25 protein-coding genes are annotated in these 25851 nt (G+C 41.9%); 17 read left to right on the top strand and 8 right to left on the bottom strand.

From position 1 onward, the window contains the following. The first annotated feature begins 114 nt into the window (after positions 1-114). From CL181_RS03550 to CL181_RS20085, 8 genes are all read left to right on the top strand, one after another. Positions 115-537 carry a helix-turn-helix domain-containing protein gene (locus CL181_RS03550; protein ID WP_141398780.1) on the top strand — a complete coding sequence of 141 codons (423 nt, stop codon included), beginning with the start codon at positions 115-117 and terminating at the stop codon, positions 535-537. A gap of 4 nt (positions 538-541) precedes the next feature. Beyond that, positions 542-2824, top strand: a complete 2283-nt coding sequence (gene ppsA / locus CL181_RS03545) for a phosphoenolpyruvate synthase (RefSeq protein ID WP_097297865.1) — start codon at positions 542-544, stop codon at positions 2822-2824. Continuing rightward, positions 2821-3534, top strand: coding sequence for a hypothetical protein (locus tag CL181_RS03540; RefSeq protein WP_097297864.1), 714 nt, complete (start codon positions 2821-2823; stop codon positions 3532-3534). Before ppsA ends, CL181_RS03540 begins: the two co-directional genes overlap by 4 nt. A gap of 233 nt (positions 3535-3767) precedes the next feature. After that, positions 3768-4097 (top strand): nucleotidyltransferase domain-containing protein, encoded by a 330-nt coding sequence (locus CL181_RS03535; RefSeq protein WP_176505046.1) that lies wholly within the window; start codon positions 3768-3770, stop codon positions 4095-4097. Then, complete coding sequence (locus CL181_RS03530) at positions 4094-4477, top strand: HEPN domain-containing protein (protein WP_217993079.1); 384 nt, start codon at positions 4094-4096, stop codon at positions 4475-4477. The genes CL181_RS03535 and CL181_RS03530 overlap by 4 nt, the downstream gene beginning before the upstream one ends. 72 nt (positions 4478-4549) lie before the next feature. Next, positions 4550-4972, top strand: a complete 423-nt coding sequence (gene mntA, locus CL181_RS03525; protein ID WP_097297862.1) for a type VII toxin-antitoxin system MntA family adenylyltransferase antitoxin — start codon at positions 4550-4552, stop codon at positions 4970-4972. Next, positions 4969-5394, top strand: a complete 426-nt coding sequence (gene hepT / locus CL181_RS03520; RefSeq protein WP_097297861.1) for a type VII toxin-antitoxin system HepT family RNase toxin — start codon at positions 4969-4971, stop codon at positions 5392-5394. The genes mntA and hepT overlap by 4 nt, the downstream gene beginning before the upstream one ends. A gap of 4 nt (positions 5395-5398) precedes the next feature. Beyond that, positions 5399-5554, top strand: coding sequence for a hypothetical protein (locus CL181_RS20085; RefSeq protein WP_176505045.1), 156 nt, complete (start codon positions 5399-5401; stop codon positions 5552-5554). Positions 5555-5604: 50 nt separating this feature from the next. Here CL181_RS20085 and CL181_RS03515 read toward each other — a convergent pair whose 3' ends face one another. Next, complete coding sequence (locus CL181_RS03515) at positions 5605-6105, bottom strand: DUF350 domain-containing protein (protein ID WP_097297860.1); 501 nt, start codon at positions 6103-6105, stop codon at positions 5605-5607. 83 nt (positions 6106-6188) lie between these two features. Beyond that, a complete protein-coding gene (locus CL181_RS03510; protein WP_097297859.1) occupies positions 6189-6371 on the bottom strand; it encodes a 4Fe-4S binding protein in 183 nt (60 codons plus the stop codon). A gap of 67 nt (positions 6372-6438) precedes the next feature. Here CL181_RS03510 and CL181_RS03505 point away from each other — a divergent pair, with 67 nt between their 5' ends. Further along, positions 6439-6810, top strand: coding sequence for a helix-turn-helix domain-containing protein (locus CL181_RS03505; protein ID WP_097297858.1), 372 nt, complete (start codon positions 6439-6441; stop codon positions 6808-6810). 34 nt (positions 6811-6844) lie between these two features. Here CL181_RS03505 and cobT read toward each other — a convergent pair whose 3' ends face one another. Next, positions 6845-7870 (bottom strand): nicotinate mononucleotide-dependent phosphoribosyltransferase CobT, encoded by a 1026-nt coding sequence (gene cobT / locus CL181_RS03500; protein WP_097297857.1) that lies wholly within the window; start codon positions 7868-7870, stop codon positions 6845-6847. A gap of 6 nt (positions 7871-7876) precedes the next feature. Continuing rightward, positions 7877-9256, bottom strand: a complete 1380-nt coding sequence (gene dnaG / locus CL181_RS03495) for a DNA primase DnaG (RefSeq protein ID WP_097297856.1) — start codon at positions 9254-9256, stop codon at positions 7877-7879. A gap of 476 nt (positions 9257-9732) precedes the next feature. Here dnaG and CL181_RS03490 point away from each other — a divergent pair, with 476 nt between their 5' ends. The 5 genes from CL181_RS03490 (at position 9733) to CL181_RS03470 (ending at position 16346) form a co-directional block, all read left to right on the top strand. Continuing rightward, positions 9733-11073: a heterodisulfide reductase-related iron-sulfur binding cluster gene (locus tag CL181_RS03490; RefSeq protein ID WP_176505044.1), complete on the top strand. Its 1341-nt coding sequence runs from the start codon at positions 9733-9735 to the stop codon at positions 11071-11073. Beyond that, positions 11063-12139, top strand: coding sequence for a glutamine amidotransferase family protein (locus CL181_RS03485; RefSeq protein WP_097297854.1), 1077 nt, complete (start codon positions 11063-11065; stop codon positions 12137-12139). The genes CL181_RS03490 and CL181_RS03485 overlap by 11 nt, the downstream gene beginning before the upstream one ends. Continuing rightward, positions 12139-13644, top strand: a complete 1506-nt coding sequence (locus CL181_RS03480) for a glutamate synthase-related protein (protein ID WP_097297853.1) — start codon at positions 12139-12141, stop codon at positions 13642-13644. The genes CL181_RS03485 and CL181_RS03480 overlap by 1 nt, the downstream gene beginning before the upstream one ends. A 124-nt stretch (positions 13645-13768) precedes the next feature. Beyond that, the gene (locus CL181_RS03475; protein WP_097297852.1) at positions 13769-14497 is read left to right on the top strand and encodes a hypothetical protein; all 729 of its coding nucleotides are present in this window, start codon (positions 13769-13771) and stop codon (positions 14495-14497) included. Between the two features lie 772 nt (positions 14498-15269). Continuing rightward, positions 15270-16346 (top strand): DUF1646 family protein, encoded by a 1077-nt coding sequence (locus tag CL181_RS03470; protein ID WP_097297851.1) that lies wholly within the window; start codon positions 15270-15272, stop codon positions 16344-16346. 46 nt (positions 16347-16392) lie between these two features. On the opposite strand, the gene CL181_RS03465 is transcribed toward CL181_RS03470, so the two are convergent. The 4 genes from CL181_RS03465 to tes all read right to left on the bottom strand — a co-directional run bounded on the left by CL181_RS03465 (position 16393) and on the right by tes (position 22437). Then, a complete protein-coding gene (locus CL181_RS03465; protein ID WP_097297850.1) occupies positions 16393-18381 on the bottom strand; it encodes a cation:proton antiporter in 1989 nt (662 codons plus the stop codon). A 102-nt stretch (positions 18382-18483) separates the two neighbouring features. Next, positions 18484-19737 (bottom strand): patatin-like phospholipase family protein, encoded by a 1254-nt coding sequence (locus CL181_RS03460; protein ID WP_097297849.1) that lies wholly within the window; start codon positions 19735-19737, stop codon positions 18484-18486. A 125-nt stretch (positions 19738-19862) separates the two neighbouring features. Then, on the bottom strand, positions 19863-20933 hold the full coding sequence (locus CL181_RS03455) for a radical SAM protein (RefSeq protein WP_097297848.1): 1071 nt from the start codon (positions 20931-20933) through the stop codon (positions 19863-19865). Between the two features lie 16 nt (positions 20934-20949). Beyond that, positions 20950-22437: a tetraether lipid synthase Tes gene (gene tes, locus CL181_RS03450; RefSeq protein ID WP_097297847.1), complete on the bottom strand. Its 1488-nt coding sequence runs from the start codon at positions 22435-22437 to the stop codon at positions 20950-20952. Positions 22438-22627: 190 nt separating this feature from the next. Here tes and CL181_RS03445 point away from each other — a divergent pair, with 190 nt between their 5' ends. From CL181_RS03445 to CL181_RS03435, 3 genes are read left to right on the top strand one after another with little or no spacing between them, the layout of a single operon-like run. Beyond that, positions 22628-22858, top strand: coding sequence for an Lrp/AsnC family transcriptional regulator (locus tag CL181_RS03445; protein ID WP_097297846.1), 231 nt, complete (start codon positions 22628-22630; stop codon positions 22856-22858). A gap of 11 nt (positions 22859-22869) precedes the next feature. Next, positions 22870-24720 (top strand): DNA topoisomerase VI subunit B, encoded by a 1851-nt coding sequence (locus CL181_RS03440; RefSeq protein WP_097297845.1) that lies wholly within the window; start codon positions 22870-22872, stop codon positions 24718-24720. Next, positions 24717-25826: a DNA topoisomerase IV subunit A gene (locus CL181_RS03435; protein ID WP_097297844.1), complete on the top strand. Its 1110-nt coding sequence runs from the start codon at positions 24717-24719 to the stop codon at positions 25824-25826. Before CL181_RS03440 ends, CL181_RS03435 begins: the two co-directional genes overlap by 4 nt. Positions 25827-25851 lie beyond the last annotated feature (25 nt).

Here is a 25851-nt window from a genome sequence, read left to right as displayed (position 1 = left end):
ACATCATTTTATTTTATGATCTTATCTGGAAAAGTATTAATATTAGCCGGTCAGATTAATGCCTGAATTTAATGTGACATTTCAGTTAACACCAATTTAGGAGATTGTATTATATTGAGATCAAAACCCTTGTTATATACCCCCGATTGGCTTGTATCATTTCAAAAAGAAATAGCCGGAGCGTTATTTTTAACCCCGGATACCGGGGAAGTAATCTGTGAGTACAGGAAGAGATATGGCATGTCGCAGGAAGAATTTGGGGAGCTGATGGAGCTGCGCCGTGAATCTATATCGCGGATAGAGAATGGAAGTGTAACCCCGACATTTGATTTTGCGAAAAAATTCGTTAATGCCATGGCGCTGATCGAAGCAATCCGGGTGGAGAGGGCGCAGCATAAGGAAATCGATATCTATTTCCTTGAAAATCTCGCAAAAGAACTGGGGTTTGACAGGGAGAAACTCGAATTCATGCTCAAAGTGGCTGTAGAAAGTTATGATAAAAAACTCGTGAAGATCCAAAAATCACTAAGGAGATAAAAATATGACAGAAGATTCGGTTGTCTGGCTTGAAGAAGTCGGAAAAGAAGATATTGCGATCGTTGGCGGAAAAGGTGCAAGCCTCGGTGAGATGCTGCGGGCTGAACTGCCTGTCCCTACAGGTTTTGCTGTGACAGCGCAGGCTTTTCGGAGATTTATTGATGAAACCGGGATAAATGATGAGCTTTTCGGTTCCCTTGAAGTTGATGTCGATAATGCGGATATCTTGAGGAATGCTGAGAAAAAAGCTAAAAAGATCATAATGGATGCTAAAATGCCACTGGATATAGAAAACAGCATCCGGTCAAAATATCGGGAAATGTGCAAGAAAGAAAACGAGGAGGTTTTTGTAGCGGTCCGCTCAAGCGCGACAGCCGAAGATCTTCCGGATGCAAGTTTTGCCGGACAGCAGGATACTTTTCTTAATATGAGGGGAGAACAAAACATTATTGATGCAGTAAAGAAATGCTGGGCATCTCTTTATGGGGCGCGTGCTATCTATTACCGTGTTAAGCAGGGTTTTGACCACCGGAAAGTAAATCTGTGTGCAGTTGTCCAGATGATGGTGGATGCTGAAAAAGCAGGTGTGATGTTCTCGTCGCATCCTTCATCCGGAGAGCCCCTGACCATCATTGAAGGCGCATGGGGACTGGGCGAGACTGTAGTATCAGGTTCGGTTTCCCCGGACTATTATATGGTAGACCGGAATTCAAAAACAATAAAAGAACGAAAGGTCGCTACCAAGAATATCATGCATACAAAGGACCCCAAAACAGGGAAAACCATTGATCTTCCTGTGCCATCCGACAAGAAAAATGCAAAGGTTCTTGATGATGATGAAATTTTAAAACTTGTTGAATTCGGGGAATTGCTGGAAGACCTGTATGGAATACCCCAGGATATTGAATGGGCAATAAAGAACAAAGAGATTTTTATTCTCCAATCAAGACCGATCACCACGATCAAGAAGAAAGAACCAAAGGAAAAAGCCGCAACTACTGCTATTCTTGAGGGTCTTGGCGCATCCCCTGGTATTGCATATGGCCAGGCAAAGCTGATCGTGGATTCAAGCGAACTTGGCAAAGTCAAGGACGGTGACATTCTTGTGGCTGTCATGACCACGCCGGACATGGTTCCTGCGATGAAGAGAGCAGCGGCTATAGTTACGGATGAAGGCGGTCTTACATGCCATGCAGCTATCGTATCGCGGGAACTGGGCTGTCCGGCTGTTGTAGGAACGAGAAAGGCAACTGAAATTTTAACAGATGGTATGAAAATAACCGTGGACGGGGAAAAGGGACTCGTATTTGAAGGTAAGAAAGAAATTGCAGTCCCTGAAGCTGCACAAAAGGAAAAATCAGTTATATCATTTGCAAAATCAAAACCAGTAACTGCAACTGAAGTGAAGGTTAATGTTTCAATCCCTGAAGCTACGGCGCGGGCTGTTGAGACCCAGGCAGATGGCGTGGGACTTTTGCGGATCGAGCACATGATCCTTGGTCTTCCCAAGCATCCCAAGCAGTACATAAAGGAAGGAAAGGCAGATGAGTATGTTGAGGAGCTTGTTTCGAGAATCCAGACAGTCGTTGATGCCTTCTATCCAAAACCGGTATGGGTAAGAACACTTGATGCGCCCACTGATGAGTTCAGGGCTATGGAAGGAGGCGAGGGTGAACCAATTGAGCCAAATCCGATGCTTGGATACCGCGGTATCAGGCGTGACCTGATAGACACGGAACACTTTGAGCTTGAGGTAAGGGCATTCAAGGAATTGATAAAGCGTGGTTACAATAATATGGGTATAATGATACCACTTGTACAGCATCCATCCGAGTTGCGAAGGGCAAAAGAGTTCATGCGGAATAACGGGCTTGACATTGACAAGATAGATATCGGAATAATGGTTGAGATCCCTGCGGCTGCGCTGATTATCGATCAGTTCCTCGCCGAGGGGCTAAACTTTGTGAGCTTTGGCACCAACGACCTGACGCAGTACACGCTTGCGGTTGACAGGAATAACGAGCATGTGGCGCACTTATATAATGAACTGCATCCTGCCATTATGAAACTTATAGAGCATGTCATCATCGAGTGCAATAAGGCAGGCGTGAAGACAAGCATCTGCGGACAGGCCGGGAGCAACCCCAGGGTTGCAAAGAGGCTTGTTGAGCTTGGTATCACGAGCATTTCCGCGAACATTGATGCGGTTGAGACTGTGCGGGATATGGTTGCGAGAACGGAGATGCAGTTGCTGCTGAAGGGGGCGAGGGAAAAGAAAAATTCATGAAAAATCAATATTTTGGGGACATTAGGGATTTGTTTAAGTATGACTTGATTTTACGAATCTGCAAAGAAAATGCATTAACTGAACGTGTATTGTTTATCCCAATGTTAACTAAAAACGATGGGAAATTAGATGGGAATAAAATCGATTATTCTAAAGCAAAGGCAGGAACTAAAAATGAAGAATTAAAATGTTACTTAACAAATTGCATACAGAATAATCGAAGAAACGTCGCTGAGATTGAGTTTTATTTCAAATCAAAAGGAATGGAAATATACATACATAATGAATCATTTGTTAAAAGTGGAAGAAAGAACTATTTTGAAAAACTATTAAAAGAAAAATTACCCTTTTTTTCACACTGTTTAATTTTTTTAGATCCTGATATTGGATTAGAAGTCAAGGCTTCTAAAGAAAAACATCTTCTTTATGGTGAAGTTGAAGAACTTTATAATAAGATGGATGCAAATTCTATATTAATGATATATCAACATTTTCCCAGAGAATCCCACGTTGAATATCGGTGTAGGCGAGCTAAGGACTTGAAAAATAAAACAAAGGATTTTCCGTTACAAATTTCCGACAATGAAATTATATTTTTCTTTTTAACGAAAAATAAAGATGTAAAAAGTCAGCTTGAATCAAAATTAAATTATTATAAAATTAAATATCCAAATTTGGATCATAATTTCAATCAAATGATGTGTTTGTAGTTGGTTTTTTGACTTCCAATACATGATTTTAGTATTTCAAATTCTACAGATGGTATCCGAAATTATTAATACTCTAAAACGGCATTGAATAATTATGAAAGTTAGCTTGAAAGATAGCAGGAAAAAGAAAACGAAAAAAGGATTCAAATTTGATTGGTAAGGTGGTTTGACAAAATTGAAGGATAAATATACCTCTGTACAACTTCAACATAATGCAATGGAGTGGAAATAACATGAAGAGAACCATTAAAGACATTAAAGAGATTTTGGAGAAGGCAAAAGCTACACTTCAAAAAATCTACGGAAAAAGACTAAAAGGCATCATCTTATACGGCTCTTATGCTCGTGGAGATGCAGTTGAAGGCTCTGATATTGATCTTATTGTTCTTCTGGAGGATATGCAAAACCCGATAGACGAATTAACAATGTGTTCTAAAGAAATTCATCAGCTTGATCTCGCCTATGATACCCTAATATCCATAATCCCTTTCGATCTAAAGCAATTTAATAAAAGAAGATTGCCAATCATTCTTAATGCCAAAAAAGAAGGTATTTCAATTTGAAAACAGAAATTGATATACTTGAACTTCTCATAAAAGCAAAAGAGAGCGTTAAGGCCGCTGAAATGCTATTTGATGGTGAATTTTATGATTTTTCAGCAAGCAGGTCTTACTATGCTATGTTTTATGCCACTGAAGCGGTATTACTTTCTAAAAATCTATCATTCTCAAAACACTCGGCAGTGATCGCTGCTTTTGGAAAGGAATTCATTAAAACACAAATATTCCCTCAGAAAATGCGCGATTATCTGGTATCTGCTTTTGACTTGAGACAATTGGGTGATTATGGGAGCCCAAGCTCAATAAGTAAAGATAAAGCTCACACTCTTATAGAACAGGCAAAGGAATTTATTGAATCTGTCGAGGAATATTCCAAGAAATGATTACCGAAAGCGATAAAAAAATAATATTCCGTTTAAGAAAGTTAATAACCTATTAACACATGATATTTATTAATGTCATTAGATTATGAAAAAATAGTTAGTAATATATTGAAAAAAGAAGATTATATTATTCTTTCTTATTTATTTGGATCATATGCAAGAGGGGATATGAATTCATTAAGTGATTTAGATGTTGGTGTTTTGTATGCTTCTGAAATAGATTCGCATCGAAAATATGAACATAGATTAAAACTCACTGGAGAACTTGCAGCAGCCTGCAAAATTAATAAAATCGATATAATAGATATGGAAAAAAGTTCGGTTTTATTGAATTACAACATTATCAAACAGGGAAAAATCTTAAAATCTTTAGATGAAAATAAAAGAATAGAATTTGAGACTATGATCCTTTCCAGGTATTTGGATCAAAAATTCCATATAGAGCGGCATAACACACTGGTTTTGAAATCTATCGCTTCGAGGGGACTTGTATGAAGGACGAAATCGTATCAAAGCTTGAACTCTTGTCAGAATATGTCAAAAACCTTCGAAGTTATAAAAAATATAGTGTTGAAGAAATAAAAAATGATTTTACAATTCGCGGAGCACTGGAAAGATATCTTGAGCTGAGTCTGGAATGTTCTATTGATATCGCAGAGATGATAATATCTTATGAGAACCTGAAAAGACCTGACAGTTACAGGGAAGTCATACTTACACTGGGACGTGCCGGAATAATGCCTGAAGATTTTGCACAAAAATTCTCGAATGCAGCAGGCCTTAGAAATGTTCTTGTCCACCTGTATGCGAAAATCGATATTGATGAGATATATCTCAATCTGACCGAAAATCTAAAGGATTTTGATACATTCGCAAGGTTCATAGCAATTTATCTTGAGAAAAAAGGTGCTTCATAATTATATGACTGCAAATAAGCACATTCAGACAAATATTAACATCAAAGAATATCTCGGAAGACATGAGAACGATTTAAAGAGCGATTCGTTGTTCAAAATGGTTGGTTCTTTTAAAACAGAGGAAGGAGACTTCAGCGAACGGGGCGACTGGAGACAATAGATGCTTGATGATGATTTCAGAAAAATGAAAAATTAAAAAAGGAATGATCTTCAGATCAATGCGGCTGTAATACCCATTACTCCTGACTGGATGATAATCGCAACTGTGATTATTACACCTGCCATTTCAAGGGCTACTGCTACATTTCCTTTCTTGAGTTCTGCGAATTCATCGATCCCTTTGGTCAGTTTATCGAGAATATTCAATGCAAGATATATTGCTACAATTGCAAGCACTATGCCAAGTATTAATTGAACAATGCTGACAACGATTATTGTTATGCCCAAAGAGGACATAAGACCAGCATTAATAGCCTGTGAAATTCCCACTGAGATACCTGCAACTCCTGATTGAACTACAATACCTATCGCAATAAATACCGATGCTACAAGGATTCCTACCGCAGTATTACCTTTGGCGATTTCCTTTTCTTCATCAATCCCTTTAGTTATCTTTCCTAATACGGAAAAACCAATATACAATGCAGCGACTGCAAGTATAATTGCAATAACTAATTGTATAATCCCTACGACTGCGTTTACTAGTTCCATATATTCACCTCACGCTTTTAGCGCAATCTTATATTGCAATTAGGGTAATATATAATTATTGTGATGGCTTTAATATATTACATTCAATCAAGATACACAAGTGCTTTATTCGGGCATACCTTAATGCAGCGCATGCACAAATTGCATTTTTCATGATCCACACTGGCAATGCCATCCACATGCGTCAAAGCCCCGGTTTCGCAAATACCATCGCACTTCCCGCATTTCTTACATCCGAGAACAATAATAAAATCTGCGGTTTTCATTCATAATCTATTTAAACTTAAAGGTATAGATAGGTTTTGTACTAATTGTGCAAAACACAGGATTATTATGCCAAGATCAATTCCGGAAATGATCCGGGGAAATTTCAAATGTGACGATATCGCAAAGTGTATCCTCGGTCTTAAAACCATCGATATAGATGCCTACAAAGTACTTGTAATAAAGGGGCCAATGACGGCTGAAAGCCTGGGTGAGATCCTTACCCGTGAGAGAAGCACTGCTTACAGGTCTTTACAGAACCTGATGACAAGCGGTCTTGTTCACCGCGAGACAAAAACCATAACCGAAGGCGGGTATTACTATGAATATAAAGCGCTTGAACCTGCAAAGCTAAAAGAGATGGTAGAAGGAAACATCGATGACTGGTATAATAAAATGAAGAAAATAGCAGCTAATATTGATAAGGAAATAATGAAATAAATATTTATGTATAATTATATATTATACTATAACTTCAAATTCCAAAAATATTATCGCATACCTCTTCTGTTTTTTCCCTGAATTCCTTCCGGGAAAAACCCATCATTGCTGCTGCTAACATGGCACCGCCTGCGCCTACTCCTTCCTTCACATCCCCATCTTCATACATACGAAGCCCTTTTCTCCTTGACTTTCCAAAACCCGGATCAGCAGCAAAAGATTCGTAGCCCAGGATTTCAGTCATTCCCCTGAAATTAGCGCTTTTATCGTCAGCAACATATTGCGTAGTTGCAATGGAAACATCACGCACAAGGCCAAGATGTTTAATGACGCTAAGGACAGATACCATCTGGGTTCCGCCAGCAAGGACAGTCTTTTTATTGAGCCCGTCAACAAGTCCTGCCGCTGCTGCCATCATCGGGTCTCCAAGACTTTCAACTGCATTAAGCGGGCTGTTCCTTAAGCTTCCAAAAGATATTCCTGAATTTTTCATTGCTTCTTCTACCACTTTATTCTTTATTTGCAGTGGATTTTTCGGAAAGCTCGATGAGACCTTACCGTCATATCCAAGAGCCCTGAGCACACCCATTGCAGTAGTTGTCCCGCCGGGCACGCTCTCACCTATAATCACAAAATCCGAAAGTTGTCCGAGTTTTTCGCCAAGTGCCTTTGATTTGTTGTAAATGTCAAGCGCATCAACAACTGCATGACCTTTTCGGATATCACCGCCAGGACTGGCATTCAGGTCTATGGTGGGGATCATTGGACGGACGCGAAGCCCGGAGTTAATAAAAATATGGGGGACCCCGGTTAGCAGCATTGATGCCCTTGTCAGGACTGCGGGAGAGGGGGCGCCTGATGGCGTCATTGCCGGTTCATTAATGCTTATGGCATTTCCCGTCTCCACAAGTTCTGCATCTGCGGCAGGAGTAAAATCAGTGAGTTCCGGGGATTTTCCTGCTGCAGATATATTGGGGATTTTAGCCGTTTCCGTATTTGCAAGTATGCAAAGGAACAGGGGTTTTTCAGGGCTAAAATCCGGGTTGGGCTTAACCCACATTTTCTCCTATAACTGGTTTGATGTTTCTATGTGGATCGAAGTCGGGCTTTTCACGATATTTCCCATTTTTGCACCAACCAGGTTCTCAATACCTTTCTCGGCTGCAATATCCACAATGCGCTGGGTTATAACACCGTCAAACACTATACTTTTGATGTTGCCATTTGCATCTTTCAATGCTGTTGCAAGATCACGAACCGGCACTTCATTGATCGTATTATTATTTTCATCTATGAAGCGAGCGCTAAGGGTGCCGCTCAAATCGGTTATGTGTTCCTGAAAAGGACTTTCCTTTACCTCTTTTTCATATTTTGGTTCTTTCCTGGGTTCGAATCTGGATTCAACTCTTGGTTCAGTTCTTGTTTCTGCCCTGGATTCAAATCTATGTTCTATCCTTGGTTCCGCTTTTGTCCTTTGTCTTTCCTGTTCTGCAACAGGTTCAATTTCTGCAGGTCCTTCCCTGACAGGTTTTGTTTCCACTTCTTCCGGAAGTATGGGTTCGCCTTTTCCGGCCTTCTTCTTTGTTGCTGCAAGTATCGCTATTCTTCTCTTCTTGTTAACCTGATAATAATCAAATGCCTGCTCAACAGGTATTTTCTGCCTTAATGATTTTACAACTTCTTTCTGGACAAGTTCCTCAACGCCTTTCCCGTCAGGGGCCCGGGCAATGAAATCCACATCTGCGACCTGGAGCAATTCCTTGATGATCAGTTCTCCGCCCCGGTCTCCATCCGTGAAGGCTGTAACAGTCTTCTTCTTGCAAAGATCCGCAACCGCCTGCGGCACATTCGTCCCGCCAACAGCTATTGCGTTCTTGATGCCGTAGCGAAGAAGGTTCAGGACATCTGCCCGCCCTTCAACAACGATAATGGCATCGGAATCAAGCACATTCGGGCCCATGGGGATGTTATCTTTCCCGTATGTGGTCATTTCCTCTATCCTTACGGATTGCCTTACCTCATCAATGATCTCCTGGCTTTCAGGAAGCATTTCATCGAACATGGCTGTAAGGACCTGCTTTGCCCTGTCCACTATCTGTTTTCTTTTCGAACTCCTGACATCTTCAATTTTCACAATGCTGATATTGGAAATGCAAGGGCCGATCCTGTCAATGGTTTCAAGGCTTGCTGCAAGAACTGCGGTCTCAACTTTATCAAGACTTGAGGGTATATCTATTGTTCCTGCCGATTTACCCATGTTTGATTTTATGTTGACCTCAAGCCTTCCGATCCTGCCGCTCTTTTGCAGTTCCCGCAGGTCAAGGTCCGCGCCTATTAACCCTTCGGTTTGTCCGAATATTGCCCCGACAACATCCGGGCGTTCTATTACTCCGTCTGCTTTTATCGTAGCATGAATGATATATTTTGTTGTATCTGAATTTTGCATAATGTACCCTCCCTTTGAACCGTGTTAGAAAAAGATATCATTAATTTGAGCTTTTTTTTGAAAGTACCTATCCTGAACTAAAGTACCTTATTAGTCCCGGACTCTTTGACTTTCTCTTATAACCCAAACCGTGAATGACAAGTAACATTGATCTATCAGGCCACAAATGGTATTTGTGACCCCTCTGTATAATTATGAAATATCTAATTCTAACGACTTTTCGCTGGATGATGTTCGCATGGATGCATGATTTTTCCATCTATGCAAACCCGTGCTTAATAAGATATATCCCTTTAAAAACCTTGCGGTCTTATGGCGAAAATATCATAACGCAGATTATAATCATAAATAGATTTGTTATATTTTCTTATATTTATTCATATACAATAATAATATATCGCCAGTATCTCTCCTCTTTCCGAGTTAAATTTATATACTATTATAGCTATCGTCTACTTCCCCAACGAGAGAAAAAAATGCCCGAATATACTTTGTTTTTAGGTTGTATCATCCCCGCACGTTTCCCTTTCATGGAAAAATCAACCAGGCTTGTATTATCACAGCTCGGCTGCATTCTCCACGATCTTGAAGGGGCTACATGCTGCCCTACAAAAAGCATAATCAAGCCGATCGGAGATCTGGCATGGTACGTAACAGCTGCAAGAAATCTGGCCATTGCGCAAAAAGCAGGCCATAACCTTCTGGTTCCATGTAATGGTTGTTACAGCACATTAAAATCCGTGGAAGTCGAAATGCGTATAAATCCCGGAATGCGGGACGAAGTAAACGCAATCCTTGCTTTCTCCGGCCTGGAATATACAGGAGCTGTCGAGGTAAAACATCTTGTTGAGGTGCTTCATGATGAGATCGGTTTACCGAAGATCAAACAGCACCTCATAAAATCATTCGACGGCATGAGAATAGCACCCCATTATGGCTGCCATATGCTTCGTCCCAGTTCATCAATAACCTTTGATGACCCCAATAAACCAAGAAAATTCGATGCATTGATAGAAGCACTCGGTGCAAAAAGCATAGACTATGGAACAAAAATGCTGTGCTGCGGCGGCAATCTCAATACTGCTGATGAACCAGAGGAGGCAACGGCACTTGCACGTATGAAACTGATGGAAGTCACAAAAAAAGCGGATGCGATAACACTTACCTGTCCATCATGCTTCATGCAATACGATTCACGCCAGTATATGATGCAAAAAACAGGGGAAAAATTGAACGTCCCGGTTCTATTTTATCCTGAATTGCTTGGTCTTGCAATGGGTTTCTCAACGCAGGAACTTGGAATGGATATGCACAGGATCGATCCGGCGGAATTCCTGTCGAAGTGGGATTTAAAATATAAATACCTGAAAACTTTAAAAGAAGTGTTCGACCTTTCCGCCATCCGTAAATGTTACGAGTGCGCAGCTTGTGTTAATGACTGCCCTGTTGTAAAGGTAAACCCGGATTTCAATCCAAATGAAATAATCGGAAGATTACTTTCAGGTGAACTTGAGGCCGTTATAGGATCCCACAACATCTGGCAATGCGTTGACTGTTATACCTGTTATGAACTCTGTCCGCAGAAAATGGGAATGAATAAGATTTTTGACAAATTGAAGCATATGGCTGTTGAAAAAGGAAAGGGGCCAAAAGGCTTTGCTGCAAGTATCGAGATGTTCAGGAAAGACGGAAGACTTGGTGAGCCAACAGGTGTGCGAAAGAAACTGAAACTGGCAGAGTCACCAAAGAGCGGCGGGGAAGAATTGAAGAAATTACTTGATCATATTAATAACAAAGGAGAAGAAAATGAAATCTGATGGAATACCGTCCGGATGTGCGATATCAGGATTAATGAGCGAAGATGGAAGACGCATTGGCGGCAAAGTGATCATCCGATCCATTGCCTGCATGCACGACCGTTCAAACGGGCTTGGCGGAGGGTTTGCAGCGTATGGTATTTATCCAAAACGAAAAGACATGTATGCTTTTCACATGATGTTTGATAATATACAGGCAAAAGAGAACACTGAAGAATTCTTCAAGGATCACTTCAACGTTGATAAGGATGAAGCCATACCCACGCAAAGGCAAAATGGCATATCGAATCCTCCAATTCTATGGAGATATTTTCTTGAGGTTCCTGAGAATAAACTTGAATTCCTTTCAGAGAGAGATTATGTCACAAAAACCGTAATGAAGATACACTCCGAGATAGATGGGGCTTTTGTAGCATCAAGCGGCATGAACATGGGTGCTTTCAAAGGTGTGGGTTATCCTGAGGATATAGGGAGTTTCTATAAACTGGAGGATTACAGTGCATATATATGGACATCCCATGGCAGGTTTCCCACAAATACACCAGGCTGGTGGGGTGGCGCTCACCCGTTCACTCTTCTTGACTGGTCTGTGGTGCATAACGGTGAAATATCCTCTTACGGGATCAACAAGCGCTATCTTGAGATGTTCGGTTACAAGCTTGAATTAAGAACCGATACCGAAGTTATCGCTTATATGTTCGACCTGCTCGTTCGAAAGCATAAGCTACCAATTGAAAAGGCAGTTGAAGCGCTTGCAGCGCCATTCTGGAAAGATATTGACCGCATGGAACCGCAGAAAAAGAAGATGGCAATTGCCCTGAGGCAGGTATATGGAAGTACTCTTTTAAATGGGCCTTTTAGCATAATCATCGGACATAACCGGGGCATGATCGGATTGAACGACAGGATCAAGCTTCGCCCTATGACAGCCGCCCGAAAGGACGATATGCTTTACATGGCATCTGAGGAATCTGCGATCCGGGAAATCGCTCCGGACCTTGACGAAGTATGGAGCCCCATGGCAGGAACACCTGTTTTTGGGACATTAAAGGCAGGGGTGGAATAATGGAATCACAACTGCCTGCAGAATTCATTGTTAATATTGACCATGAACGATGCCGAAAATGTAAGCGCTGTGTAATGAATTGCAGTTTCAGCGCTATTGAATTCAAGGATAAGGTCACGGCAAACAACAGGCAGTGCGTGGCCTGCCACAGGTGCGCTACATTCTGTCCTGAAAACGCTATCACTATCATCCATAACCCTCTTGATTACAAAGACGGTTACAACTGGTCGCCCGAGATCAGGAAAAATATTCTCAAGCAGGCCGAAAGCGGCGGCATCATACTGACGGGCATGGGCAATCCCAAACCGTATCCGATCTACTGGGATCACATGCTGATAGATGCCTGCCAGGTGACAAATCCCTCAATAGACCCGTTGCGTGAGCCAATGGAACTTCGCACATATCTTGGCGCTAAACCTGAATACCTTGAATTTGAGGGAAATAATGATGTCAGCCTTAAGACAGAACTTGCGCCGCAGGTAAAACTGGATATACCCATTGTTTTCGCAGCAATGTCCTATGGTGCCATAAGCCTGAATGCCCACAAGGCGCTTGCAATAGCAGCAAAGCGCATGGGGACGCTCATGAATACAGGCGAAGGCGGTCTGCACGAAGACCTTGCAGGTTATACTGACAGGATAATCGTCCAGGTTGCATCAGGGCGTTTCGGTGTAACAAGCAAATACCTGAACAGCAGCGCTCTTGTTGAGATCAAGATCGGGCAGGGCGCAAAACCAGGAATTGGGGGCCATCTGCCTGGCGAGAAGGTAGGAGAGGATATCTCAAAGACCCGTATGATACCTGTTGGCACAGATGCACTATCTCCTGCGCCGCATCATGATATTTATTCAATTGAAGACCTATCGCAATTGATCTATGCAATAAAAGAGACCACAGATTATAAGAAACCCGTATCTGTAAAGATCGCAGCCGTTCATAACGTCGCAGCCATCGCAAGCGGCATCGTGCGGGCAGGCGCTGATATCGTAATGATAGATGGCTTCAGGGGCGGAACAGGAGCTGCTCCCATGATCATCAGGGATCATGTAGGAATACCCATTGAGCTTGCCCTTGCCGCAGTTGATGACAGGTTGAGGCAGGAAGGTATCCGCAACCGCGCTTCTATCCTCGTTGGGGGAAGCATCAGGCAGAGCGCTGATGTCGTTAAGGCTATTGCGCTTGGGGCTGATGCATGTGTCATAGGCACGGCATCACTCATTGCAATGGGCTGCCGCGTGTGCCAGAAATGCTACACAGGCAACTGCGCCTGGGGAATTGCGACACAAAAGCCTGAACTTGTGCGCCGGCTGAACCCGGAAGTAGGGGCGGACAGGTTGTGCAACCTGCTTACTGCATGGGGTCATGAGATCCAGGAAGTGCTGGGTTCGCTTGGGATAAACGCGATTGAATCATTGCGCGGAAGCCGTGAGCGTTTGCGGGGTGTAGGTCTTTCGCAGGAAACACTTGACATTCTTGGCATAAAACATGCAGGAATAGGACAGTGACAATTATGAGTATTTTTAATTATGAAAATAAAAAACCGCAGATGAACGCAGATGAACGCAGATTTGTTGATTTTAATTTAATCTTTGCGGTGAAAACACCTATGTTTGATGGAAGTGATGCTTTATGAGAATAGATGCAAAAGGCATGCATTACAGGCCAATGAACAAGATGATCCGCGATGCCGTGGCATCAGGCGAGAAAGAGTTCGAGCTTGATAACATAGGCGGGCAGAGGTATATAGGCGCAGGGCTGAACGAAAATGTAAAAATCACCATTAACGGCACTCCCGGTAATGACCTCGGAGCTTTTATGAATGGACCGAAGATCATCATTAACGCTAACGGGCAGGATGGTCTTGCGAACACCATGAATGCGGGTGAGATCATTGTCCACGGCAATGTGGGCGATATCATCGGTTACGGGATGCGCGGCGGGAAGTTTTACATCAAAGGAGATGTTGGCTACCGTGTGGGTATCCATATGAAAGAGTATAAGAAACAGGTTCCGATCATCATAGCTGGCGGCACAGCCGGTGACTTTTTCGGCGAATACATGGCAGGCGGAATAATGATCCTTCTTGGCATGAACGGAAAGAGTCCGCTGGTTGGCGATTATGTCGGGACTGGCATGCATGGGGGTGTAATGTACATCCGCGGGAAGGTTGACCCGTACCATCTCGGAAAAGAAGTGAATTGCCTTGAATTGAGCGAGGAAGATACTAAACTCATCAGCGGATATCTTAAGGAATACTGTGAGTATTTCAGATTTGACTTTAACGAGGTCATGAGTGCAAAGTTCACAAAGCTGGTGCCGCTTTCGCTTCGGCCGTATGGGAATATGTATGTGTATTGAATATTTGCAGCTTCAAGTATAGATAGCTTGAGGTTGCATCTGATTTTTTTTAATTATTCTTATTCCTTATTTCTGTATCATTAATTTTACTGCTTTAGATCAAAGGTTATGAATAAATTAAATAGGCTGATAACAAGCGTTATTACGACTAAAATCGTCAGTGGTTTTAGATTAAATTAATGTGATCGTTTCAATTCATGCTGGTAATTATCCTATTGTGCCCGTGACAAGAAGTTACATCATGCATTGCCGTGCGCTATCCCTTCCGTTTGGGATAATCCTACTGAGATATGCGCTGGTGGCAACACCGGGGTGTAAAGCTCTCAGGACAACATGGAGAAATTTAAAGACTAAATTAAATGAACTGTTAGGATAAGGATACCATGAAGAAACGAACGTTGAACCATTACAAGAGTCGTAAACATTAATAAGCGAAAATAGTCTGAAACGCTTAAACCAAAAGGTATGGAATCAGACCATGATGGCTGCACATACATTATAGGAAACGGACAAATGATTTCCGGATTATAGGTGGCTTCTAAAGTATCTAAAATTATGCACGATGTAGAACTTGGTAAACCCAATATGCTCCCACAAGGTAGGAACTTCGCAAGGAGTAACAATGGCATAAGGGGCAAAGGAGAGAGTAAAAAGCGAATGACAATTCGTAATAAATTCTTGTGCGATCAAACCAAAAAAGTTAAGAACAAACACGTTCTGAACATGAAAAATTGTTATAGGAGGCAATTCTATTATTCTACCACCAAAGGATATGACGCTTTCAGCAGGTTTGTTTGTCATATTCCTGATAGTATTATTAGGACCGTTTTTAGTAAAAAAAATTGAACATAATCTTGAAGCATTTCTGTTCTCCATGGGTATCCTTGCGGTTACATTGGACCACTTTTTATTGAAAGTATCTGAGGTAGCAGCAGATGAGATCATGCCCAGCTGGAACTTGACGCTTATTGAAAAAGCAATTATTGACCCGATAGAGATCACATTGGCTGTTCTGATAGCAGGATTGTTATTCCATTATGGTCGCAAAAGTCTCAAGGGTTTTACAGATTCTATACTTGAAAAGGTACCTTTAAAAGTTTTCGTGTTCCTGATCGTGGTTGTTCTTGGAATTCTATCAAGCATTGTAACAGCGATTATTGCTGCATTGCTCTTAGTTGAACTGGTCAGCGCTTTGAAGTTGAACCGCCAGACCGAGATCAATCTTGTAATTATCGCCTGTTTTGCAATTGGTCTTGGTGCTGCTCTTACGCCTGTTGGCGAGCCGTTGTCCACAATAGTGATAAAGACAAAATTGCAGGCAGACTTCTGGTTCTTGTTTGATCAGCTCGGAAAATATATAATTCCAGGCGTACTTGCTATGGGAATTCTCAGCATATTCTTTGTTGGAAAAAAAGAGAAATCAAAAGACTCATTGGCAGCTGCAGAAGAAAAAGAAACCTTGAAAGACGTTGGTGTACGTGCATTCAAAGTTTATATCTTTGTAATGGCGCTTGTTTTCCTTGGAATCGGATTTACTCCAATAATTGAATGGTACATTAAAGCGCTATCACCGGAAATCCTGTACTGGGTCAATTCAGTTTCAGCAATATTGGATAATGCCACACTTGCTTCAGCTGAGATAACAAAAGGCATGGCGACATTGCAGATCAATGCCGCGCTTATGGGACTTTTGATCGCAGGAGGTATGCTTATACCAGGGAATATTCCCAATATCATATCAGCAAATAAGCTGGGTATAACCAGCAAGGAATGGGCAAAACTTGGCGTTCCTCTGGGTATAGTGATAATGGTTGTTTACTTTATTGTCCTGTTTGTCCTGAAACTTTAATTTTTTTTTTTTCAGGATTTTTTTTCTTTTTTTATTTCTATTTCTGCTATTTAACCAATAGCAAAACTGAAGACACTTTTGTAATACAGTCCCTTGTCCCGATCAAAATAACAATATCCTGTGGCAACAATCGAATATCACCTGTGGGATTTGTTATAGTTTCTTTTCCGCGCTTTATTGCCAGTACCGTAACCCCATAATTCTTTCTTAAACTAATCTCTGCCAGGGTCTTTCCTGTCAGCCGGGATTCCTCTTCTATTCTAAACGTTTCGATATCAATATCCGGTAAATGTTGTTTTAATTCCGGAAATACAGTATACTTTTGCTCTACATTGCGAAATATCCCATAACCATCTTTGCGGATTTCACTGATATGCTTGTCTATCTCGTTCACAGGAATAAAATACCGATGCAGCACCCTTGAAATTATCTCAATTGAGGTTTCAAACTCTTCAGGTATGACATCATTTGCACCAAGAGAGTACAACGGATTTACTTCTTTCGTATAACGGGTTCGTGCAATTATGTACACCGAGGGGTTAAGCCTTCTGGCCATTTCTACGATCCTTCGCGTGGCAGAGGCATCAGAAATAGCAATTACAATAGACAGCGCCCCCATTAAATTAACATGCTCAAGCACCGCCTCTTTGGAAGCATCACCATAAATTATAGGAACACCTCGTTTTTTCTCAATTCGCACAGTTTCAGGATTCATCTCAAGAACAACAAAAGGAATGCCAGATGCCGATAAAACTCTTGAAACATTCCTGCCATTTAAGCCAAAACCCACAACGATCACATGTTTATTTAGCTTTTGTTTCTTAAAGACATTTTCGTGAAAGCGCCCGAATTTCAGGGTACTGGATATTGGCAGACGTTCAAAATACTCTGAAAACCTGCCGCTTCCCTGTATCATAAACGGGGTGAACACCATTGTAATGATCGCAGATGCCAGAAAAACCTGGTAATCATCACCTGATAGCAAACCAAGATTTATTCCTTCCTTTGAAAGTACAAACGAGAATTCACCGATCTGGGAAAGGGTTACTCCAACAAGTACCCCTATCCTGAGAGGGTAACCCAGCACAACAGGTACAAGCATTCCAACAGTAAATTTGATCACAAGAATTGCAAGCACCCCCAGAAGTACATAAAACGGATTGCGAATTACAGAATTTATATCCAGCAGCATACCAATTGAAACAAAGAAAAGAATAACGAAAATATCCTTAAGAGGAAGTATCTCACTGAATGCCTGGTGCCCGTAATGCGATTCAGAGATCACAAGACCTGCAAGAAAAGCCCCAAGTGCCAGCGATAAACCCACAAGCGATGTTAGCCATGCAGTTCCTATGCAGATAAGAACAATGCTGATCAAAAACAACTCACGGCTGTGTGTTTGTACTACATTGTTCAGTATTAGTGGAACAACGAACCTGGCTACTAAGATAACAAGGCCCATGACAGCAAATGCCCAGAAAAGACTCGATAAAACATTAAAAGCAGAAAAACCTGATCTTCCTGCAAGCATTGGCAAAACTAAAACCAATACTACAACGCTGAGGTCCTGGAAGATCAGGATCCCGGCCGATATCCGGCCCTGCGGAGAGTCCATTTCACCACGATCCGAGAGCACTTTAAATACAATAGCTGTGCTGCTCATTGCAACCAGAAGACCCATAAAAATACCTTTTTCAATGGAAACACCGAAGGAAAGAGAAATTAACAGAACCACTACAGTAACTAAAAAGACTTGAATAAATCCGCCAATAAACACCGAACGGTTGATCCTGACAAGTTCTTCGATCGAGAATTCAATCCCGATCAAGAACAATAATAAAATTACACCGACTTCAGCCAGCACCTCGATCAGGCCCACATCATATATGACTCCAAGCATCGAAGGACCAAGCAGCACTCCCGCGATCAAATAACCTACAATCGGGGCAATGCGAAGGCGATAGAACAAGAAATTAATAGCTATCGCAGCACTAAAAATAATGACAAAATCTCTTAAGAAACCAAGTTCACTCATAGCAATAATGATATTAATAAAGTAACATTACTATAAATATCCTTGGCACGCTTTGCAGTCTGATTTGATCACCGCAAAGGAGTGAATAATATGCCTCAAGGATTATTTATATACAACATTGCCGAATTCTTCTTTTTTGACAGGTTCTGATGGCAGCTGTTTTATGAATTCTCCGGCCTGTTCTTCACCATAGATCATCATATCCTGTATGAATTTCGGATTTCTATCCAGCTTTGTTCCAACATCCAGTTCCCGGAGCATTTTAATGAATCTAACATTAATATGTTTATATTTTCCTTTTTTTAATAATCCCTTTTCTATCCATTCATTTACTTTTTCAATAAAATATAACTCCTGGTATAATGAAAGGTTTCCTGCAAGCTCATTTCGCCGATCCCGGATAGCTCCTACTGATTCTGGTAATTTTGGAATTTTTTCTGGATTGACCTGTATCACCCATATCTCATCAGGTTTTACATTAACTCCATCAACCAAATCCCGTAAAGGAGGATTCTGTGAAAACAAACCGTCCCAGTATTGACTTTTCTTAATTATATTTAACGTACCATCATCTTCTTTCTTCGCAATGAATTCATCAGTTCTAACATCATCAATTTTTAGGTTTGCCTTATTTTTTTCATTGTTAAGACTTAGAGATAGATAATTTCCTTCAACAGATGCCCTGATGGTCTTATTATCATCGATTTTTTCAATTTTTGCTGTTTTTAACCAATCAATATTATAATTCTTTTTTAGAAAGTCAATAAGTCTGACGCTATCGTTTCCTGGAATTTCATCCCAGCTGAACAAATATGTATCAACAGGCACTGCCCGAAAGAAAGTTGGTATTGCAGCTGAAGCCATGATCACATCAGAACTGACCATGGAATTTTTAAAAACGCTGAAATTACCTGACAAAACATCAACCGCCCCAATAATCAATTCAGGTTCTGGATTCTCGAATTCATTAATTTTTTTAAAATCCACTTGCTTTTCAACAAGGCTCTTCAGATATTCCTGATAAAAAGGCAGGAAATCATATGGACTGATCTGTGGGACTAAAATTTTATCCTGAATATAAGATGTTTCAACGATCCATTCATTCAGGAGCATATCTCCAAAAGTATTCGCGGAAATATCTCTCCAGAAAGAGTCAAGCAGCTTGATTGCTTTATCGCTGTCCTCTGTTAATAGGCCATACCATGTCAATAAAGCACATATGGCACCACCTGATGTTCCGCTAAGAGCTATAATATCATACTTTTTCTCATTTTCTTTTAGGATTCTTTTCAGCACGCCTGCGGTAAAAGCTGTATGACTACCTCCTCCCTGACATGCTATAGCAATATTTACCATAAGTATTAAACTCCCCGTATCATTTAATATGATGGTAATTCTGGCTTAAATAGATTATCTCTTCATAACTACACATCTGGAAATATGTCCGGATGTTAAAATTAAAATTAAATCTAAACTTAAACCTAAACCATTACATCCACAAGCCCGGACTTTTTCAAAATATCAACCGCTTTCTGGCATTCCTCACCTGTCAGCGCCCTGTTGATCCGGGGAAATTCATTTGCCCTGTAATGCGCATAATACTGGAACATCAGGTTAAACCTCACCTTCGGGATATTCTCTTTTATCCATTCAATGACAGGTTTTGTGCAGCACTCGATATGGTTTGGAATGACAAGATAGCGCACCAGTATTTCACCCATGGTGTATGCGGTCTTGAAATTTCGTGTGACAGTAGACCAGTAATCCGCAGCATTTGAATATTTTTGGGCGCATTCATCATTCCCATATCGAAAATCCCCAAGATACACATCCACTACACCCTCAAGGAGCTTTGCGACCTCGCTGGAATAATACATGTTGGAATTCCACACAACAGGGACATTGACCTTTAGCGCGTTCAGGATTTTCAGGATGGTGTGAGTATGCGGCGTGGGCGTCACGAAATTCACATTTCTTGAACCGTATGCCCGCTGCAATGTTATCTTACGTGCAAGTTCCTCTGGCAATATTGGAATACCTCTTTTTGGCGCAGTCGATATCTGCCAGTTCTGGCAATAGACGCAGGAAAAATTGCAGCCCGTGAAAAATATCGTATGTGAGGGTACAAGTTCAGGTTCTTCACCATGATGCAGGAACTCGGCAGAATATCGGGAGACAGCATCCATCCCGCAATATCCTGTTTCCTTCTTTTTGCGATTTATTCCGCATCTGTGTTCACAGAAATGGCAATCCTGGAGAATTTTATCGGCAATAGCAACTTTCAGGTCAAGAAGAGAAGGTGCTGCGCGCGGAAGAAGTTCTTCAGCAGAGTTTATATTTTCAAATTTTTCCCGGAATGATTTCATGGCCTCCTCATGTACTTTCCAGAGGTCATGAATATCCGAATCCCGACTGAAATCAGCATGTATGGATTGGGAAATAAGGAACTGGGATGGAAGTTTACTTCTCATTACTTTCAGGTACCTGTGAAGATAAATGGGATCAGAAGTGGAATCAGAGATGGAACCAGAAGCGGAATCAGAAATGGGCATTTTCAAATCTCATGAATCATGATGCTCTTACCTTTAATAATGGTGTTGAGAATTTTTTCTCCACCTGCGCCCTGTGGATCGTATTATAAGTACAGAAAGGAATGATCTTTCCGTCGGGTGTTGCATAATGAACCCCGCATCTCCTGATCCTTTCAAGGTCCATATTATACAGATCCATGAAATGCATGGAGCCGATAAAGAGAGTATGCCTGTGGAATTCCTTGGTAGCTTCCCCTGTTCCTTCCTTTAGAACATCGATAAATAATTTTTTCACATCGATCGATTTTGGCGCCTTTGAGGTATCAATGTACCTGGGTAATGCTGATATAAGACTTCCTATCCTTTTTATTTTTCCAAGGGACTTGCCAATCCATTTGTCTCCATTCAAAGCCAGGTCATCAATGTATTCAAGAAGCCCTTCCACATCGATAAAGCGGGTTATGGGAATAATTTTTCCATTTTCAATATAAAGATATGTGCCAGTTCCGCAATGCGGATGCACAGTGAATTCAATATTGGGGATACCTTCCTCGGCAGTAACAAAATGAGAGATGGGCACGACGAAAGGTACAGGGTAGAAATCATCCGCGGTAATCGCCCCTTCTGTCTGTTCATCAATCAATCTGAATAAGTCTGAAATAGTAATTCTTTTCTCCATCCTCTCTTCTTTATTAATCCTTCCTGCGAATGAAATTGGCTGGAAATTGATCCCTTTTACAGTATCCATATTCTTTATGGCAAAGCGGATAATATCGCCTACCTGCATATCGTTTACGCCTTTTGCAAGTGTGGGAACAAGAGAAACGCTGGTAAGCCCCCCTGTTCTGCAATTATCGATCGCTTTGAGTTTGATCGGGAGCGCATTGAAGCCCCGGTTCTTGATATAGGGTTCTTCGGTCACCCCGTCAAATTGCAGATAAACGGTATGAAGACCTGCATCATTTAATTGCCTGCATAATTCCAGGCTCCTTGAAAGTTTGATCCCGTTGGTTGCCATCTGGACCTGTGTGAAATTAAATTCACGGGCCATCTTTACGATCTCTACGATATCCCCGCGCATCGTGGGCTCACCCCCTGAAAACTGAATGGCAGGGCAGGGTACTGGCTTTTCATTTCGAAGCATCTGCATCATTGCCCTGATCTGGGATAGTGTTGGTTCATAAAGATAACCTGATGCTGAAGCATTGGCAAAACATACCGGGCATGTCTGGTTGCAGCGGTTCGTGACATCAATATTGGCAAGAATTGTAGTTGTCTTATGAGACGTGCATATCCCGCATGACTGTGGGCAATTCCCATCAGGTCCGCTTGGATTCATTACACCTCTGCCATCATGCCAGTAACGTTCAAAACGCCTGAACTGCTTCGGGTCAGACCAGTAGATATCCTTGAAATGACCGTGCTTTGTGCATGTTTTTTCAAGAATCATTTTTCCATTCTCTTCAATTATCGAAGCATCTATAACTGAAAGACATTCAGGGCACAACGATTTTGTTGATCTCATAGACACACACACCCTAGATTCTTTAATAAGGATAATGTTATTTATTATATATGAGGTTTTCCTTGATTGATAGTATATTGACTTAACTTAACCTGAAAACCCAACTCCTATTATATACAAAACCTTTTTAGTACTTAAGGTTATCATTGTTGATAATTAGAATTAAAAATCAAAGGACCAGTGATAAGAGTTGGTAATTGGAGTAACACTTGTAAATGTAGTACCAGGGCAGGAAAAAGCAGCTTATAACGAGCTTGTAAAAGTAAAAGGAATCAAAGATGTATATCATGTGTTCGGGGAATATGATTTTGTTGTGATTAGCAATGTTGAGGGATTGAGCGCATTAAACAAACTTGTTGATACGATAAGAGAAAGTGAAAATATCACGGCCACTCAAACAATAGTGGGTGCTGAACTCTAAAGGGATGCTTAATGGTCATTGCAGAGGAACTGGCAAAAAAGCAAAAGGCCATTAGTATCGCCGAATTTTTTGAAAAGAACAGGCAGATACTGGGTTTTGACTCAGGCACAAGATCCCTGTTAACATCCGTAAAAGAAGCTGTAGATAATTCTCTTGATGCCTGTGAAGAGTCAGGCATATTACCTGATATTTTTATTAAACTTGAAAATACATCAAGGACGAATTTAACCCTGATAGTTGAAGATAACGGGCCCGGGATTGTAAAAGAACAGATCCCCAGGGTTTTTGCAAAATTACTCTATGGGTCGCGTTTCCATGCGGTCAAACAAAGCCGCGGCCAGCAGGGAATCGGCATCTCGGCGACCGTGCTTTATTCCCAGTTAACTTCAGGCAGGCCCGTAAAAATTGTTTCCAAAATAGACCGCGATGCTCCGGCTCATTATTTTGAACTGCTTATAAACACCCATACCAACGAGCCTGAGATACTCGTTGATAAGATCGTGGACTGGGACAGGATGCGAGGAACTCGTCTTGAACTTGAGATGGAAGCCTCTTATGTCAAGGGACGAAGACAATCTGTTTATGAATACCTGAAGGATACGGCGATCGTAAATCCGCATGCCCGCGTTACTCTTATTGAGCCTGATAATAACCAGGTAATATTTGAAAGGGCGACTGACAAACTGCCTTTGCAGGCTAAGGAAATACTGCCGCATCCTCATGGTATTGAACTTGGTACGTTAATGAAGATGCTCCGGTATTGCGAAACAGACAGGCTTGATTCGTTTTTGCGAAGCTCATTTTCAAGAATGGGACCAAAGACCGCTGATGAGATCTGCATGAAAGCAAGCCTGGGTCCTGAAACCGACCCAAAAGCGATCGCACTTGATGAAGCAAAAAGGCTTCACGGGGCATTCAAGATCGTCAAGATCCTGGCGCCATCCACTGATTGCTTATCTCCCATAACTGAGGAACTTATCAGGAAAGGCGTGGGGAAAGAACATATAGTGGATTTCATTGAAACCACAACACGTTCCGCATCTGTGCATAACGGTCATCCGTTCCAGGTGGAAGCTGGTATTGCTTATGGCGGCAATCTCCCAAAGGAGGAAAAGGTAGAGATTCTCAGGTTCGCAAATCGCGTACCTCTTCTATACCAGCAGGGAGCATGCGCCATAACGCATGCAATTGAGAATCTTAACTGGAGAAGCTATTCTTTAAACCAGCCGGGTGGCTCACTGCCTATCGGTCCTGCAATAATTCTTGTGCATGTGGCATCAACGCATATCCCTTTTACCTCTGAATCAAAAGAAGCGATAGCAGATGTACCTGAGATCATAAGTGAGGTGGAACTTGCCCTCAAGGATGTGGCGCGAAGGCTCAAGAATTATCTGTCAAGGCAGGATAATCTTGAAAAAAGGCGTGAAAAAGAAGAAATAATCTATTCGATCCTGCCGCGCATAGCAAAGAAAGTGGGTGAGATACTTGAGCGCCCCACACCTGATATTACCCCGATCATTGCAAAAATAATGAGAAATGTATTTTGCCAGCGCGTGGTGAAGCAAAACGGCAAGGGATGCGAAGTAGAGATACATTTTAAGAATCACGGGGATTCGGTGCATCATTTCAATCTTCATGAGACGCTTCCATATTCTATCCAATCGCCAAGTCCTGAACCCAAAAAGATCCCTATGGGAAAACAGATCGATTATGTGTGGAAAGTCTCGCTTAAACCGGGTGAGCAAAAAGCCATCATTTACAGGCTGGATATAGCTCTCGAAGAAGCTGCAAACCTGCCACAGCTTGTGGTTGAGGGCATTGAGAGCGAACTTGTTACAGGCGCAAAGGCGGTCAACGTATGAATGAAACTGAAAAAAGCAACAAACAGATACGAGATTCCCTCTCAAAGACGACTTTAAAGAAACTCATTCAGGATTTCTATGAACAATTCGAGAGCGAGACTATTCCTCACATCACGCTGCCCTCACGCACCAAGAAGAACATCGAATTGAACACAGACAGCGATGTGTGGGTATATGGTGACAGCGAGAGCATGCGAAGCGCGAAAACCGTAAAGGGCGCAACGCAGCTTCTTAAAACATCGCATGTGGTGGAACTTTTGATGAAAGGGCATCTTGACCAGAACAAAAGCTCAACATTGAGAGAATTGTATTACATCAGCGAAAACTGGGATATCGCAAAATTCAACGAACAGTCTGAAAGCGACCGCCTGATCGAAGACCTTGAGATAATTACAGGCTTGCAACGTGAGGATTTCCATGTGCGCCCTGAGGAGAACGGCGCGACATTGTACGGCCCCATTAAGATCAAGGAACTAACAAAACGCGGCGACCGCACCATGCACTGCCAGGACGAGGTTGGCGAGGCGGGATACCAGATACCTTACAATGTGGAGACCATAAAGTTCGTGGAGCATGATGCCAAGTTCATTATAGCCATCGAGACAGGCGGTATGCAGGACAGGCTTATCGAGAACGGGTTTGATGAGAAATTCGACGCCATCCTTGTGCACCTGAAAGGCCAGCCAGCGCGAAGCACCCGGCGCATCATAAAGCGCATGAACGAGGAACTCAAGCTGCCTGTCGTTGTATTCACTGACGGTGATCCCTGGAGCTTTCGCATATACGCAAGCGTAGCCTACGGCGCCATCAAGAGCGCGCATCTATCCGAGTTCATGGCAACGCCTGCGGCGAAATTTATCGGTGTGCAGGCATCGGATATCGTGGAGTACCAGCTTTCAACTGACAAGCTCAATGACCAGGACATCAAGGCGCTTGAGAGCGAGCTTACTGATCCGAGATTTGATACGCCATACTGGAAGGAGCAGATAAACCTGATGCTGAAGATCGGGAAGAAGGCTGAGCAGCAGGCTTTTGCGGGTAAGGGGCTGGATTATGTTACGGATAAGTATCTGCCGGAGAGGTTGACGGAGATGGGAGTGATTTGATCGAAATGTGATCACTCAGTTTATT

This window comes from Candidatus Methanoperedens sp. BLZ2, from assembly GCF_002487355.1.
In the GTDB taxonomy this organism is placed as follows: domain Archaea; phylum Halobacteriota; class Methanosarcinia; order Methanosarcinales; family Methanoperedenaceae; genus Methanoperedens.
The sequence above is the reverse complement of the archived record's forward strand: the minus strand, read 5'-3'. Positions and strand labels throughout refer to the sequence as shown.

What these genes read in the sequence shown, in the direction of transcription:
- CL181_RS03540 (WP_097297864.1), top strand. Translation starts at nt 2,821, where the DNA reads ATGAAAAATCAATATTTTGGGGACATTAGGGATTTGTTTAAGTATGAC.
- CL181_RS03485 (WP_097297854.1), top strand. Translation starts at nt 11,063, where the DNA reads ATGAAATCTGATGGAATACCGTCCGGATGTGCGATATCAGGATTAATG.
- CL181_RS03515 (WP_097297860.1), bottom strand. Translation starts at nt 6,105, where the DNA reads ATGGAACTAGTAAACGCAGTCGTAGGGATTATACAATTAGTTATTGCA.
- CL181_RS03470 (WP_097297851.1), top strand. Translation starts at nt 15,270, where the DNA reads ATGACGCTTTCAGCAGGTTTGTTTGTCATATTCCTGATAGTATTATTA.
- CL181_RS03465 (WP_097297850.1), bottom strand. Translation starts at nt 18,381, where the DNA reads ATGAGTGAACTTGGTTTCTTAAGAGATTTTGTCATTATTTTTAGTGCT.
- ppsA (WP_097297865.1), top strand. Translation starts at nt 542, where the DNA reads ATGACAGAAGATTCGGTTGTCTGGCTTGAAGAAGTCGGAAAAGAAGAT.
- dnaG (WP_097297856.1), bottom strand. Translation starts at nt 9,256, where the DNA reads ATGCAAAATTCAGATACAACAAAATATATCATTCATGCTACGATAAAA.
- hepT (WP_097297861.1), top strand. Translation starts at nt 4,969, where the DNA reads ATGAAGGACGAAATCGTATCAAAGCTTGAACTCTTGTCAGAATATGTC.
- CL181_RS03490 (WP_176505044.1), top strand. Translation starts at nt 9,733, where the DNA reads ATGCCCGAATATACTTTGTTTTTAGGTTGTATCATCCCCGCACGTTTC.
- CL181_RS03475 (WP_097297852.1), top strand. Translation starts at nt 13,769, where the DNA reads ATGAGAATAGATGCAAAAGGCATGCATTACAGGCCAATGAACAAGATG.
- CL181_RS03435 (WP_097297844.1), top strand. Translation starts at nt 24,717, where the DNA reads ATGAATGAAACTGAAAAAAGCAACAAACAGATACGAGATTCCCTCTCA.
- CL181_RS03535 (WP_176505046.1), top strand. Translation starts at nt 3,768, where the DNA reads ATGAAGAGAACCATTAAAGACATTAAAGAGATTTTGGAGAAGGCAAAA.
- CL181_RS03480 (WP_097297853.1), top strand. Translation starts at nt 12,139, where the DNA reads ATGGAATCACAACTGCCTGCAGAATTCATTGTTAATATTGACCATGAA.
- CL181_RS03505 (WP_097297858.1), top strand. Translation starts at nt 6,439, where the DNA reads ATGCCAAGATCAATTCCGGAAATGATCCGGGGAAATTTCAAATGTGAC.
- CL181_RS03455 (WP_097297848.1), bottom strand. Translation starts at nt 20,933, where the DNA reads ATGCCCATTTCTGATTCCGCTTCTGGTTCCATCTCTGATTCCACTTCT.
- CL181_RS03510 (WP_097297859.1), bottom strand. Translation starts at nt 6,371, where the DNA reads ATGAAAACCGCAGATTTTATTATTGTTCTCGGATGTAAGAAATGCGGG.
- cobT (WP_097297857.1), bottom strand. Translation starts at nt 7,870, where the DNA reads ATGTGGGTTAAGCCCAACCCGGATTTTAGCCCTGAAAAACCCCTGTTC.
- CL181_RS20085 (WP_176505045.1), top strand. Translation starts at nt 5,399, where the DNA reads ATGACTGCAAATAAGCACATTCAGACAAATATTAACATCAAAGAATAT.
- CL181_RS03460 (WP_097297849.1), bottom strand. Translation starts at nt 19,737, where the DNA reads ATGGTAAATATTGCTATAGCATGTCAGGGAGGAGGTAGTCATACAGCT.
- mntA (WP_097297862.1), top strand. Translation starts at nt 4,550, where the DNA reads ATGTCATTAGATTATGAAAAAATAGTTAGTAATATATTGAAAAAAGAA.
- tes (WP_097297847.1), bottom strand. Translation starts at nt 22,437, where the DNA reads ATGAGATCAACAAAATCGTTGTGCCCTGAATGTCTTTCAGTTATAGAT.
- CL181_RS03440 (WP_097297845.1), top strand. Translation starts at nt 22,870, where the DNA reads ATGGTCATTGCAGAGGAACTGGCAAAAAAGCAAAAGGCCATTAGTATC.